This window comes from Micromonospora sp. D93, assembly GCF_018070365.1.
Classification (GTDB): domain Bacteria; phylum Actinomycetota; class Actinomycetes; order Mycobacteriales; family Micromonosporaceae; genus Micromonospora; species Micromonospora ureilytica.
This window is the reverse complement of record NZ_JAGPXW010000004.1, coordinates 204,016-216,543: the sequence shown is the minus strand read 5'-3', so window position 1 is coordinate 216,543 and position 12,528 is coordinate 204,016. Positions and strand designations below refer to the sequence as shown.

Annotated in this window: 14 protein-coding genes; 7 read left to right on the top strand and 7 right to left on the bottom strand. The window is 69.8% G+C overall.

Going from position 1 to position 12,528, the window contains the following annotated elements; all coding sequences use genetic code 11:
* The first annotated feature begins 10 nt into the window (after positions 1-10).
* On the top strand, positions 11-487 hold the full coding sequence (locus KBX71_RS06905) for a response regulator (RefSeq protein WP_210817171.1): 477 nt from the start codon (positions 11-13) through the stop codon (positions 485-487).
* 286 nt (positions 488-773) lie between these two features.
* Positions 774-1,709: a DUF4394 domain-containing protein gene (locus KBX71_RS06900; protein ID WP_210817170.1), complete on the top strand. Its 936-nt coding sequence runs from the start codon at positions 774-776 to the stop codon at positions 1,707-1,709.
* A gap of 26 nt (positions 1,710-1,735) precedes the next feature.
* Here KBX71_RS06900 and KBX71_RS06895 read toward each other — a convergent pair whose 3' ends face one another.
* Genes KBX71_RS06895 through KBX71_RS06885 form a run of 3 tightly spaced genes read right to left on the bottom strand, consistent with a single transcriptional unit; the run spans position 1,736 to position 3,896 of the window.
* Positions 1,736-2,428: a bifunctional 2-polyprenyl-6-hydroxyphenol methylase/3-demethylubiquinol 3-O-methyltransferase UbiG gene (locus tag KBX71_RS06895; protein WP_210817169.1), complete on the bottom strand. Its 693-nt coding sequence runs from the start codon at positions 2,426-2,428 to the stop codon at positions 1,736-1,738.
* Positions 2,425-3,225: a TIGR04282 family arsenosugar biosynthesis glycosyltransferase gene (locus KBX71_RS06890; protein WP_210817168.1), complete on the bottom strand. Its 801-nt coding sequence runs from the start codon at positions 3,223-3,225 to the stop codon at positions 2,425-2,427. The genes KBX71_RS06895 and KBX71_RS06890 overlap by 4 nt, the downstream gene beginning before the upstream one ends.
* Complete coding sequence (locus KBX71_RS06885; RefSeq protein ID WP_210817167.1) at positions 3,222-3,896, bottom strand: glycosyltransferase family 2 protein; 675 nt, start codon at positions 3,894-3,896, stop codon at positions 3,222-3,224. The genes KBX71_RS06890 and KBX71_RS06885 overlap by 4 nt, the downstream gene beginning before the upstream one ends.
* 145 nt (positions 3,897-4,041) lie before the next feature.
* Between KBX71_RS06885 and KBX71_RS06880 the strand changes: the two genes are divergently transcribed.
* A complete protein-coding gene (locus KBX71_RS06880) occupies positions 4,042-5,442 on the top strand; it encodes a hypothetical protein (protein WP_210817166.1) in 1,401 nt (466 codons plus the stop codon).
* A gap of 17 nt (positions 5,443-5,459) precedes the next feature.
* On the opposite strand, the gene KBX71_RS06875 is transcribed toward KBX71_RS06880, so the two are convergent.
* Positions 5,460-6,521, bottom strand: coding sequence for an NAD-dependent epimerase/dehydratase family protein (locus tag KBX71_RS06875; protein WP_210817165.1), 1,062 nt, complete (start codon positions 6,519-6,521; stop codon positions 5,460-5,462).
* Positions 6,522-6,638: 117 nt separating this feature from the next.
* On the opposite strand from KBX71_RS06875, the gene KBX71_RS06870 reads away from it, so the two are divergent.
* From KBX71_RS06870 to KBX71_RS06860, 3 genes are read left to right on the top strand one after another with little or no spacing between them, the layout of a single operon-like run.
* A complete protein-coding gene (locus tag KBX71_RS06870) occupies positions 6,639-8,006 on the top strand; it encodes a molybdopterin-dependent oxidoreductase (RefSeq protein ID WP_210817164.1) in 1,368 nt (455 codons plus the stop codon).
* Positions 7,999-8,520 carry a hypothetical protein gene (locus KBX71_RS06865; RefSeq protein ID WP_210817163.1) on the top strand — a complete coding sequence of 174 codons (522 nt, stop codon included), beginning with the start codon at positions 7,999-8,001 and terminating at the stop codon, positions 8,518-8,520. Before KBX71_RS06870 ends, KBX71_RS06865 begins: the two co-directional genes overlap by 8 nt.
* 41 nt (positions 8,521-8,561) lie before the next feature.
* The gene (locus KBX71_RS06860; protein WP_247683042.1) at positions 8,562-9,380 is read left to right on the top strand and encodes an S-methyl-5'-thioadenosine phosphorylase; all 819 of its coding nucleotides are present in this window, start codon (positions 8,562-8,564) and stop codon (positions 9,378-9,380) included.
* Positions 9,381-9,906: 526 nt separating this feature from the next.
* On the opposite strand, the gene KBX71_RS06855 is transcribed toward KBX71_RS06860, so the two are convergent.
* On the bottom strand, positions 9,907-10,221 hold the full coding sequence (locus KBX71_RS06855; RefSeq protein ID WP_210817162.1) for a hypothetical protein: 315 nt from the start codon (positions 10,219-10,221) through the stop codon (positions 9,907-9,909).
* A 31-nt stretch (positions 10,222-10,252) separates the two neighbouring features.
* Here KBX71_RS06855 and KBX71_RS06850 point away from each other — a divergent pair, with 31 nt between their 5' ends.
* Entirely contained in the window at positions 10,253-10,426 is a 174-nt protein-coding gene (locus KBX71_RS06850) for a hypothetical protein (protein WP_210817161.1), read from the top strand.
* A gap of 5 nt (positions 10,427-10,431) precedes the next feature.
* Here the strand turns inward: KBX71_RS06850 and KBX71_RS06845 are convergent, their stop codons facing one another.
* Positions 10,432-10,818 (bottom strand): hypothetical protein, encoded by a 387-nt coding sequence (locus KBX71_RS06845; RefSeq protein WP_210817160.1) that lies wholly within the window; start codon positions 10,816-10,818, stop codon positions 10,432-10,434.
* A 199-nt stretch (positions 10,819-11,017) separates the two neighbouring features.
* On the bottom strand, positions 11,018-12,346 hold the full coding sequence (locus KBX71_RS06840) for a DEAD/DEAH box helicase (RefSeq protein ID WP_210817159.1): 1,329 nt from the start codon (positions 12,344-12,346) through the stop codon (positions 11,018-11,020).
* Positions 12,347-12,528 lie beyond the last annotated feature (182 nt).

Here is a 12,528-nt window from a genome sequence, read left to right as displayed (position 1 = left end):
GCTCGTGCACGTGAACACTGCCGCCGATGCCACCGGCACCCGGTCCGCCGCACTGCGCATCCTGCTGGTCGAGGACGACCCGGCCGACGTCGCACTGATCGAAAACGCTGTCGCGGTGTGTGGTCTGCCCACCGAGCTGCACCAGGTCGGCGACGGCGAGGAAGCCATGGCATTCCTGAACCGCAGCGGCGCCCACACAAACGCGCCACGCCCCGATCTGGTCATCCTCGACTTGAACATGCCTCGGATGAACGGGCGCGAGGTCCTGTCGGCGGTCAAGTCCGACGACCAGCTGAAGGCGATTCCCATCGTGGTGTTCACGACCTCAGGCGGCGACGCGGATGTTCTGGCCAGCTACTCCGCCCACGCCAACGCGTACGTCACCAAGCCCGTCGACCTTCCTACCTTCGAGCGCGTCATCAGCGACATCCACCGCTTCTACGGCAACATCGCCTCGCTTCCTCCCGCACCGCCGGACCTCGGCTAGGTCACGGGCTGGCAATGCTGCGGGCGATTCCAGCCTTCCCGCAGTCAGCACCCGCTGGCTCTGGTGATCGATGAGCGCGATCAGATGGTCCAGCGCGGTTGATTGCCTCAGGTGGATTGTTGTGCAGAAGGTGCGAAAGTTGAAGGAAACGCCGAATCCCGACAGATGTTGCGGATCGCCTCTACATAGGCTCTGAGCAGGGAATTCTTCCCTGCACCGCCGTCGGAAACGGCGTCGGATTCCGCCGAGGAGTCCGTCGGTGCACCTGATCAAGGAAGTGCCTCTCATGCACCGTACGCTTCGCCGAGGACTGCTCGTAGCCGCCATGATGACGGTCGCCAGCATCGGGATCACCGCGACGCCAGTCACCGCCGCCCGACCAAGCCACAGCACAGCCACGAGCCTCCCGGCGCACGGCCTGCCCTCGTTGGGCACTGGGACCTGCACCCTGCTGTGGGACCTGCTCAACGCCGGAGGCCGCAACGGGCTCGTCGCCATCGGTCTCACCGACGGCCAGCAGCTGATCAAGTTCGCCGCCAACCGCCCCGCGCTGGCCTGCACCATCGGCCCGGTCGACCTGCCCGGCAGCGAAGCGCTCATCGGCATCGACTTTCGCGTCCAGGACGGCCAGCTCTACGGCGTCGGCAACACCGGCGGCGTCTACGCGCTGAACACGCGCACCGCGGCGGCCACACAGGTCAGCCAACTGACCGTCGCACTGAACGGCACGTCGTTCGGCGTCGACTTCAACCCCGCCGCCGACCGACTCCGGATCATCAGCGACACCGGCCAGAACCTGCGCCACAACATCAACCCCGGCGGCACGACAGTTGTCGACGGCTCTCTCACCTACCCGCCCAGCACCGCCGCCGCCGGTGTCACCGGTGCGGCGTACACCAACAACGACCTCAACCCCGCCACCGCCACCACCCTGTTCGACATCGACACCACCCTCGACCAGGTTGCCCTGCAATCCCCCGCCAACTCCGGGCAACTGGCCGCCACCGGCGCACTGGGGGTCAACGCGACCCTCCACGCAGGCTTCGACATCCACAGCCAACTGAGTGGAGACCGCGCCGTGGGGAACAACGCCTACGCCGTACTCAACGGCATCGCCGGCTCCCGGCTCTATCGGGTCGACCTGCTCACCGGCGCGGCTCAGACGACAGGCGTGTTCAACGGGCACGTGGTCCTCGATCTCGCCCTGCTCCTACGGCAGTAGCCAGGCCGGGTGGGCATTCACCGACCCTACTTCGTCGGGTTGACCACGCCGGAGCTGTCCGTGTCCAACTCGCCGAACCAGCGACGATCGCGGCGGAACACCTCGCGGACAGTGAGCCCGGCGGCAGCGGCCACCCCGGTGACCGCCGTGGTGTCGAGCCGGGCCCACCGAAACGGTGGCCCGAGGCGCGAACTACCGCAGGCGGCCTGGATGGCCAGTTGGGCCTGACCCCGCCACAATCCGGGACCCGGTGGTTCGAGTTCGACGAGCACGGTACCGCCGGGGCGCAGCAGGTCGTGGCACCGGCCGAGGAGGGTGACGGGGTCACCGCCGATGCCGATGTTTCCGTCTATCAGGAGCACATGCGCCCATCGCCCTTCTGCGGGCAGTGGGGCGAAGACGTCTCTCTGGAGGGCGATCGCGCCTCGGGCTCGGGTCAGGCGGACCGCGTGCGCGGAGATGTCGACTCCGACCGCTGTCAGTCCGGCCCGGGTGAGTGCCAGTGTGAGCCGGCCTGGACCGCAGCCCAGGTCGAGGGTCGGGCCGGTGCACCGGGCGACGAGTGCGACCACCGCCGGTTCGGCTGGACCGTGCCACCGGCGTACCGGTAGGCGGCTGCGCCACCCGTTGTCGCCGTGTACCAGCCAGTGGTCGTCGGTGCGGTGCCGTAACGCGCTGCCGAATGCCTCGGTCGGTCTGGCCCGTAGGCGACGGCTCATCCTGGGAACCCGGGTGTCAGGCTGCGCTGGACCGCCGCGACCTGGCGCGCGAAGCGGCTGCAGGTGGCGTGCCGCGCCGGATGGGCGGCGTCTTCGCCCCCGGACTGCCCGGGCATGACTGCCGCGGCCCGCCCAGGACGACCGTTGGCAATCACGTCGATCGACCATGCTGACGCATCACGGGAAGTCGACGCGGCCACCGCCAGCGCGTCGGGCCACTCGTCGACGTCGCGAAGGAGGGGTAGGGAATCGACGCGCAAGCCCCGCACGCGCAGGGCCTCGATGGTGTGGTGTCCGGTCAGCGCGGTGGACATCGGCACGGCCGTCAGCACGGCGGCGTGCCGGGGGTTGTGCAGACCCAGGGCCCACCACCCGCCGTCGATGGCGGGGCCGAGCACCGCGTCGCTCACTGTGAGGCGGTGGACGGCCTCGTCGAGGTGCGCCGGCGTCAGCTGTGGCGTGTCCATGCCGATCTGGAGCACCGGTCGACCGGGGTAGGCGTCAGCCACGTCGGCGTGGGCGTTGGCGAGACGGTTGCCGAGATCGGCGCCGCGCTGCGGGAGGACCTGCCAGCCGGCGATCGCGGCGGTCAGCTCGGCGGCTTCCTCGCCGTCGGCCAGCCGACCGTGCAGGGCGAGGACGGGTGTCACGCCGGGTGTGGCGCGTACGGTGTCCAGACTGTCCAGCAGTGCTGCGGCGGCGATCCGGGCCGCCTGACGGTGGCTGGCCGGTGGGCAGAGACGGGTCTTCACCGCCCCGGGCACAGGTGCCTTCGCCATCACCAGCAGGACGGTCACCGCGACCGCTCCACAGTACGCAGGACCCCGGCGAAATCGCGGGTCGCGCGGAGCGTGCCGCGTACCGAGCCGGAGACCTTCGACCGGGTGCCGGCGGCGCGGTGCGAGTACCGCACGTCGAGTTCCCGGATCCGCCAGCCCGCGGCGGCGGCGCGGATGAGTAGTTCCAACGGGTATCCGAAGGCGCGGTCGGTGACTCCGAGGCCGAGCAGCGCGTCGCGGCGGGCCACCCGAATCGGGCTGAGGTCGCGCAGCGGTATGCCCCGGTGCCGCAGCAGCGCCGCGACAAGCGCGGTGCCGGCTCGGGCATGCCACGGCCAGACGCCGGCGGCGACGGGCCGACGACGACCGACCACCAGATCGGCCGACCCGCTGGCCACCGGCGCGACAAGAGCCGGGAGTTCGGTGGGATCGAAGGAGCCGTCGGCGTCGAGCACACAAACAAGTGCGGTCTCGGCCGCCTCCAGCCCGCTGTGTACGGCCGCGCCGTAGCCGCGGCGCGCTTCGTGGACGACCCGGGCGCCGTGCCGGGCCGCGACCTCCGCTGAGCCGTCCCGGGAGCCGTTGTCCACCACGATCGCCCGGTAGCCGGGTGGCAGGGCGGTCAGGACGCCGGGTAGTGCCGCGGCTTCGTCGAGGCACGGCAGTACCACGTCGATCAGTGATGGCATACCGGAAACGCTAGGACGCCAAGCCGCCCGAGATAGGCGAAATCGGACCATCAGCATCCTCGCCAGCGTCACTCCCCCACCGAACGGTGATGTCCTGCCCGTTCCCGCGGCACCGGGCCGGCGATGGCCGTACCGTCCGGTCGTCATGAAAGTGCTCGCGCCGCTGCGGCGGGGACCGGAACTGCCCGCCCGGCGCGTCGACGCCGACCTGGTGGTGCTCGGCGTCGAGGTCGCGTTGGTCGCCGCCGCGGTGGCGGTGGGGCTGCTGCTCAACGCGCGCGGTGTCGGTCTGCACGCCGACGCCGCGCCGCTGTACGCCAGCTGGCGTCCGCACCTGGGCTGGGGCACTCCGGCCGCGCTTCTGGTCGCCGCCGGGGTGCTCGGCTGGGGCGTCCGGTGGTCCCGCATCGCCAGGTGGGGACAGCTGCTGGTCGCGGGCTACCTTGCGGCGGTCGCATGGACGATGTCGTTGGCGCTGGTGGACGGCTGGTCGGCCGGTTTCACCCGACGACTCACCCCGCAGGCTGAATACCTGCACGAGGTGCCCCGGGTCACCGACGTCACGGCCATGCTGGCCGGCTTCAGCGCACGGATTCTCGACTTCCAGCCGGACTCGTGGTCCACCCACACCGCCGGCCATCCACCGGGGGCTCTGCTGGTCTTCGTCGGGTTGGACCGGATCGGCCTCGGCGGTCCCACCGCCGCCGCCCTGGCATGCGTGCTGGTGGGAGCGACGGTGACCGTGTCGGTGCCGGTGACGCTGCGGGCGCTCGGCGCGGAGGAAGCAGCCCGTGACGTGCTGCCGTTCCTGGTACTGCTGCCCGGCGCGATCTGGGTGGGAGTCTCAGCCGATGGCATCTTCACCGGGGTGGTGGCGGCGGGGCTGGCCCTGCTGGCAGTGCGTGGTCTGGTCGCCGCCGCGGTCGGGGGCCTGCTGCTCGGCTTCGCCCTCTACCTGTCGTACGGCTTCGTACTTGTCGGCGTCCTGGTCCTGGCAGTGGTGGCGCTGCGCCTGCGGGACCGGTGGCCGGTACTGCTCGCGGCACTGGCCGGGGCCGGCACGGTGGTGGCCACGTTCACGCTGGCCGGCTTCTGGTGGCTGGACGGCTACCACCTGGTGGTGCAGCGGTACCACCAGGGCTGGGCGGCGGATCGCCCGTACGGCTACTGGGTGTGGGCGAACATCGCGGCGCTTCTGCTCTGTGTGGGCCCAGTGCTCGGGACCGCGCTGCGCCGGACCGCGCTCGCGGCGGCCGCTCCTGCGTGGACCGTTGCGATTCGATGGCGCGGGCCGGACCGAGCCGGGATGATCGCCCTGCGGGAAGCCGGGCCCACGGTGCTGCTGCCACTGGCCGCCGTGCTGGCGGTCGGCGCGGCTGACCTGTCCGGGCTGAGCAAGGCGGAGGTGGAACGGATCTGGCTACCGTTCGTGGTCTGGCTGCTGGTGGCCGCCGCCCACCTGCCACCGCCCGCCCAACGGTTCTGGCTGGCCGGGCAGGTGGTCACCGCCCTCGCGGTCAGCCACCTGCTGTGGACGGTCTCCTGATCCGCAGGGCGGCGGTCTCAGACGGTGAGGGCGGCTGGTTCCCGGAGCGGATCGGTGGCGAAGGCGGCTACGCCCTCGGAGAACCCGACCCGGGCGGTGTAGCCGAGCAGCTTCGCCGCCCGCCGGGGGTCGGCGACCACGTGTCGGACGTCGGCCGCCCGGCCGCCACCGGCGATCAGCGGCGCCGGCCCGGCCATCGCCTCGGCGAGACCGACGGCCAGCTCACCCACGGTGTGCGGCTCACCGGAGCAGATGTTGACCGGCACGAGGCCCCGCGGTGGCAAAGCGGTCAACGCCAGCAGGTTGGCCCGGGCGACGTCGGTGACGTGGACGAAGTCGCGGCGCTGCCGGCCGTCCTCCAGCACAGTTGGCGGCAGACCCGCCGCCAACGCGGACCGGAAAATCGAGGCCACACCCGCGTACGGGGTGTCCCGGGGCATCCGGGGACCGTAGACGTTGTGGTAGCGCAGTGCCCAGACGCTCCCGCCGGTCTGCCGCGCCCACGCGGCGGCGAGGTGTTCCTGGGCAAGCTTGGTGGCCGCGTACGTGCTTCTCGGCTCGAGTAGCGCGTCCTCGGGCACCAGAGCGGGCGAGAGGGTGCCCGCGCAGTCTGGGCAGGTTGGCTCGTACCGGCCGGCGGCCAGGTCGGCGGCGCTGCGAGCGGCGGGCCGCACGGTGCCGTGCGTCGCGCAGACGTACCGGCCTTCGCCGTAGACAACCATCGAGCTGGCCAGCACCAGCCGGGTCACACCGGCCCGGTGCATCGCGGCAAGCAGCACCGCGGTGGCGTAGTCGTTGTGGCGGACGTAGTCGGGTGCGTCGGACGGATTCAGCCCGTGCCCCACCATCGCCGCCTGGTGACACACCGCGTCCACGCCGGCCAGAAGCTGGTCCAGCAGAGCGGCGTGCCGCACGTCACCGACCACCGGGTCGTGCCGGCGGGACCACTCGGGGAGTTCCCCGCCGTGTGCCTGAGGCAGCAGCGCGTCGAGCGCCACCAGGTCGTGGCCCTCGGCGACGAGCAGGTCGGCGATCTGCGATCCGATGAAACCGGCCGCGCCGGTGAGCAGTACCCGCATCCCGGTGACCGTAGACCGCACTCGGCCGCGGCGAGGTCACTTCACCCGCCTTGCCAGGCGATCGGTATCGCCGGAATGCACCAGATCCGGCACCTGTGGCGTCTAGCGTCCCGGGGTATGGGTGTGACGGACCGGCCGACGGGTTTCCCGCAGCGGTGGTGGCGTGCCCTCGAACGGCACCCTCCACCAGTCCCCGGCCTGGCCGGGGATCGCTGGCGCAGCCCGCTGCGCGGTCCGTGGCTCACCGCCGTTTACGGTGTTGTGCTCCTCGTCGGGCTGCCGCTGGTGATCATCACCGGGCTGCTCGACTACGCCGCCTACGGTCCGCAGTTCGATCAGGCCCTCCCGCGCGAGGTGGGCTGGTTACGGCTACCGCCGTTCGACTGGCCGACTCGGCCGACCTGGCTGTTCCGGGTCACCCAAGGGCTGCACGTGACGCTCGGCATCATCCTGATCCCCGTGGTGCTGGCGAAGCTGTGGTCGGTGATCCCGAAGCTCTTCAGCTGGCCACCGGCCCGCTCCCTGGCCCAGGTGCTCGAGCGGTTGTCCCTGCTGCTGCTGGTCGGCGGCATCCTGTTCGAGATCGCGACCGGCCTGCTCAACATCCAGTACGCGTACCTGTTCGGCTTCGACTTCTACACCGCGCACTACTTCGGAGCCTGGGTCTTCATCGCGGCGTTCGTGGCACACGTGACGCTGAAGCTGCCCCGGATGGTCAGCGCACTCCGATCCCGGCCGGCCCTGCGGGACCGCAACCCACCCGGGCAGAGCGAGCCGCTGCGGGCCGAGCTGCGTACCCCGCTGGCCGTTACCCGACCCGAGCCACCCGATCCGGACGACCTGGTGGCAACCGCACCCGGCGCGCCGACGATGAGCCGACGCGGCGCGATCGCCCTGGTCGGTGGCCTGTCCCTGCTGCTCGGCGCCCTCACGATCGGGCAGACCCTTGACGGTGGCTGGCGTCGCACCGCGCTGCTGCTGCCCCGCGGACGTCAGCCCGGCACCGGACCGAACGGCTTCCCCATCAACCGCACCGCCGTCGCGGCAGGCATCCAACCGGACGAGACCGGGCAACGCTGGCGGTTGACCGTGCGGGGCGGCGATCGCCTCGTCACCCTCGACCGCCCCCGCCTGCTCGCCATGGGCCAGCACACCGCCCGCCTGCCGATCGCCTGTGTGGAGGGGTGGTCGACGCGACAAACCTGGTCAGGCGTACGACTGCGTGACCTCGCCGCCCTGGTCGGTGTGGGCGATCCGGCGTCGGCGCAGGTGCGATCACTGGAGAAGGCCGGGTTGTTCAACCAGGCGATCCTCCAGGCCAACCAGGTCCTCGACGCCGACTCCCTGCTCGCGCTGCGGGTCAACGGTGTCGACCTCTCGGCCGACCACGGCTTTCCCGCCCGGGTGATCGTCCCCGCCCTGCCCGGCGTGCACTGCACGAAATGGGTCACCGAGATCACCTTCCGGACCGGCGCCGATGGGTAGGCATCTCCCCCGACTCCGAGCGGCCTACGGATCGTCCCCACAGCACCTGGTCGTCATGATCGCCTGTTTCACCCTCGCCGGTTGGGTCGCGCTCCGCATCGCCGACGAGGCCACGGCTGGCCGGATGCTGCTCTGGTTCGTCGGGGCGGCCATCGCCCACGACCTCGTCCTCTTTCCGATCTACGCGACGGCCGACCGGTTGCTCCGCGGCGCGCTCGGGCGCTCCGGCAACCGGGGGATGGATGGCCCCGCCGCACACCACCCGATGCCGGGCCGGCCCTCGACGCTGAACCACATCCGGGTACCGGCACTCGCCACCGGGCTGCTGTTCCTGGTGTATCTCCCCGGCATCCTTCGGCAGGGCCGGGAAACCTATCTCGCGGCCACCGGTCAGAACCAGCATCCGTACCTGGCCCGATGGCTGGCCATCACCGCCACGCTGTTCCTGGTCAGCGGCGTCTGGTACGTGATACGGCAGATCCGCTGGCGACGGATCGCCGGATCGACACGTTGAACGGGTGATGTCCCGGCGCTGTCTCCAGAAAGGCACGAGCATTGACCAGGTACACGGAACCGCCCCGGGCCGACGTGGGGGTGATCGGTGGCAGTGGCCTCTATCAACTGGTGGCCGGTGGCACGGCGGTCGAAGTCTCCACCCCGTACGGCCGCCCCTCCGACGCGGTCACCGTCGGCCAGGTCGATGGCCGGACGGTGGCGTTCCTGCCGCGGCACGGCGCCGACCACCGGTTCCCCCCGCACCGCATCAACTATCGGGCCAACCTCTGGGCACTGCGCGCGCTCGGGGTGCGCCAGATCCTCGCACCCTGCGCCGTCGGATCACTCACCACGGCACTGGCCCCCGGGACGCTCGTCCTCCCCGACCAGATGGTCGACCGGACCAGCGGACGAGCCAGCACCTACTACGACGACGGTGCGGTCCACACGTCGTTCGCCGACCCGTACTGCCCGAACGGGCGCGCGACCGTCGCCGCCGCCGCCCGCGAAATCGGGGTCGAACCCGTCGTGGGCGCCACGATGGTGGTCGTGGAAGGACCGCGCTTCTCCACGCGGGCGGAGTCCCAGTGGTACGCCCGCCAGGGCTGGCAGCTGATCAACATGACCGGGCACCCAGAAGCGACCCTCGCCCGTGAACTGGAGCTGTGCTACACCCCCATCGCCCTGGTCACCGACCTCGACGCCGGAGTCGACGCGGCCGACGCGGTCAGCCACGCAGAGGTGCTCCGCATCTTCGCCGTGAACGTCGAGCGACTACGCGAGGTGCTCTACCAGGCGGTTCCGGCGCTGCCCGAGCCGTCCAACTGCGCCTGTGCGCGGGGCCACCAGGACGTGCCGCTCCCGATCACACTGCCCTGACACGGCACCACCGGCGATGCGCGACCAGGATCCAGACAGCGTCGCGGGCTACCTCCGGCTCAACAACATGATCATCGTGTGCGACCACGACGCCTGGACCATCGAAACTGACACGGCGGTCTTCCCGCTCACCGCCCCGACGAGCGTCCTGCCCCGCACAGCAAAAATCCCCGCCCAACGGGACGGGGATCCCTACCGCAATGATATGGGTACGCGCGCAAGCGTTACGGTCCGTAAGGAGTTTCTCGACGCCGCAAATCGACCCCATACCGATTGCGAGGAGGCACGGCACATGCGGCCACACAAACACTCACCCTCACACAACAGCGGGGCTGAAAAGGGGGGCGTCCTCGGCCACAAAGAAGGATGAGGACGGCCTAGACCACGAGGCTTAGAGCTGCGCTGACGGCGGAGTTTGCGGATCGGCACGAACACTGCCCATTGTCGGACCCGTCGCGGTTCGACGGTGACATTCAGCGCCGAGTGCGACCGAGAACACTCAGCTTAATCGTCACCCCTGCCCGATTCACCCGAAAAGCTCTCGGATGACCCCCATTGCTCGTGGCGAGATCGCTTCGTCGGGGTAAAAGTCGTTGCATAGACGTATAGCGTCGTCCACCGTCGTTACCTTGGCCAGCGCCGCCAGGGCGCGAAGGTCGTCCACGTCGCGGGTTCGCGCCGCGAGCGCTTTCATCGCGAAGATGTGCTCCGGAGAGGCGGCCATCACGCGCAGGCCAGGGTGGTCGAAGACTCGTCGCTTGCCAGGGTCGTCCTTGCCGGATACATACACGCTGGCCTGCTCGTTGAGCCACCCCGGCAGTAGGCCCAGTTCGTCGGCCACTGCACGCGCCTCATCGAGGACGACTCCGTGCGTGGACCAACATCGCGTCGACGTCCCTGGTCACCCGTTTCGCGTCGTAGGCGAGCGCCATCGCGGCACCACCCACGATGAAGATGTCAGCGACGACTCCGCGGCGGACAAGCCGGTCGCCCAGGTGAGCGAACGCGCGTTCGAGTTCCGCGCGCCCCATGAGGACGCCGTCTGATCCGCTCACGCCGCAGCCAGGTCGTGAACGGACAGGTACACACCGTGCTTCCGGAATGCAGCCGGGGCCCATGCCAGGGCGTCGGCCCGGTGGATGGCCAGTTCGGCCGGGAACCATGCCCGGCGCAGCACACGTGCGTCGCCCCATACGGGCGGGGCAAGATCCGCCTGAGCCAGCAGGTGCTCCGCGAGCGCGGCAAGCAGCGCGTCCCACCGCGGGTCTCCGATTAGCCCGGGCTCATCTCGTAACAGGTCGACCCTGGTTTCGGCGCGTTCCCAGCGGTACTCCTCCAGAAACTCCCATACGAGCTTCCAGCGAGTCTGGTCGGTGTCCGCGGATGCCAGATGGGTGGCCAACCTGGCCAGACTCATCGGTTCATAGCTGGTACCCATCGGGCAAGCCTCACCTTCGAGCCGACGGCTTCATCCGTTGCAGACTATCGCGGCGCCGCCCACGAAGACCGCAGAGGTGAGGCGGCGACGGGTGCCCGATTTTGAGCCGCACCCCTGCTCGGACCGTTCACTCATGCTGCACGCACGGCATCACCCTTGTGATCTTGATTGTAGGCAGCGCAGCCTGTGACGTCGCCTGTCAACTAACCTCTGACCTGACCGACGCCGAGTGGGAGATCATCGAGCCGATGCTGCCGTCCCCGCAGTGGACGGGCAGACCAGAAGGACGCCTCGAATGCGCTGATCCCTTCGACCGTTTCCGTCGCGCGCTCGGTGATGTCCCGCAGCTGCAGGTTACAGTCGGCGTCCTCCCGCAGCAGATCCCGCAACGGCGAAAGCGCGACGGACGGGTCCCGGGCAACGAACGCCACCGCGGTGCCGATCCGAGATTTGGCCGTTGTCCGCGAGAACCGACCGATGAACTGGATCCTCGGACTGAGGCTCTTCTTGACGTCGTGCAGCGCGGCATCTTCAGCGCCGGCAGGTCGAAGCCCTCGCCGAGCACGTCCACGCAGACGACGATCCGGCATGTGCGGTCGTCGAGTGCCGCCATAACGTGCCTGCGGCGCTTCTCAGGCAGTCGGTCGTGCAGCACTTGCGGGCCAAGCTCGGGCGCCTTCGCCTCGTAGATCGAGACCAGCTCCTCGGCGCGGCGAACACTCGCGCCCCGTGCCATAAGGAGGTGGTCGTACCCTTCGGCGAGATCGCGGCGGAGGCGGTCGACCGCGAGGTCAGCGACGAGGTGGTCGGCGCCGCCGAGACTGAGCACCGCCCGGTAGTCGATCTGCGTGAAATACCTGTCCCGTTGCGCCTCCCGCAGGGGGAACCGGAAGATGATGCGTCCCGGCAGCTTCTTGCCATCCTCGCGGAACGGTGTCGCCGTGAACAGCAGGACGGGACGATCCCCGAATGCCTGGATGATTCCCGCCCAGCTCAGTGCCGGAGCATGGTGTGCCTCATCGACCATCAGGTGACTGAACTGGGCAAGCAGCGCGTCGCGAGCCTCTGGAGTGCATGCCCCAAGCACCTGCGGGGTCGCGATCACCACGTTGCACGCGGAGGCGAACGCCACCGCGTTGTCGGCCGAGTGGAAGCCGTGCTCAATGCGCCCGACAGCCGGCCGCATCGCCTTCGGGTCGACGATCCTGCACTCGTGCAGGATCCCCAACGTCTCAAAGGCCACGCTGCCGAAGACGCGCACCGAGAGCCCCACGTCGAGGCTCGGCAGCGCCACGACTGTCAGGGCGGCGAGCACGACGGCGCGCTTCGTGCGCACGAGTCGGCACCTCCACTGCTGCGGTCTCGCAGTCGAGGTGGTGCCAGAAAGCCGGCCCGCGGAGCCCGGGATCCCGCCGATCCCCTGCGCGGATTCGACCCGAGCGACCCGTTGGCAATAGACGAACGCGCATCGACCATCGCCGAACGCATCGACGGCCGGCACGATCTGGCGGATCCCATCAAGAATCACGAGTGCAATCCTGTGACAGGAACTCGCATCGGAGCATCGACAGCTGTCGCATGAACGACTGCTCGCCGACGCCGGCCTGGGTTAACTTCCCGCGCCGCCGAGGGGCAGCTCAGTCAGTCGTGTCACAGCAGGCCCGCGCCGCAGCCGTAGCCGCATTTCCGCGCGACCGACCACGTCGACCA

Bases quoted from the DNA above. Each gene is read 5' to 3' on its own strand.
- KBX71_RS06900 (WP_210817170.1), top strand. From the start codon at position 774: ATGCACCGTACGCTTCGCCGAGGACTGCTCGTAGCCGCCATGATGACG.
- KBX71_RS06895 (WP_210817169.1), bottom strand. From the start codon at position 2,428: ATGAGCCGTCGCCTACGGGCCAGACCGACCGAGGCATTCGGCAGCGCG.
- KBX71_RS06885 (WP_210817167.1), bottom strand. From the start codon at position 3,896: ATGCCATCACTGATCGACGTGGTACTGCCGTGCCTCGACGAAGCCGCG.
- KBX71_RS06880 (WP_210817166.1), top strand. From the start codon at position 4,042: ATGAAAGTGCTCGCGCCGCTGCGGCGGGGACCGGAACTGCCCGCCCGG.
- KBX71_RS06875 (WP_210817165.1), bottom strand. From the start codon at position 6,521: ATGCGGGTACTGCTCACCGGCGCGGCCGGTTTCATCGGATCGCAGATC.
- KBX71_RS06870 (WP_210817164.1), top strand. From the start codon at position 6,639: ATGGGTGTGACGGACCGGCCGACGGGTTTCCCGCAGCGGTGGTGGCGT.
- KBX71_RS06865 (WP_210817163.1), top strand. From the start codon at position 7,999: ATGGGTAGGCATCTCCCCCGACTCCGAGCGGCCTACGGATCGTCCCCA.
- KBX71_RS06845 (WP_210817160.1), bottom strand. From the start codon at position 10,818: ATGGGTACCAGCTATGAACCGATGAGTCTGGCCAGGTTGGCCACCCAT.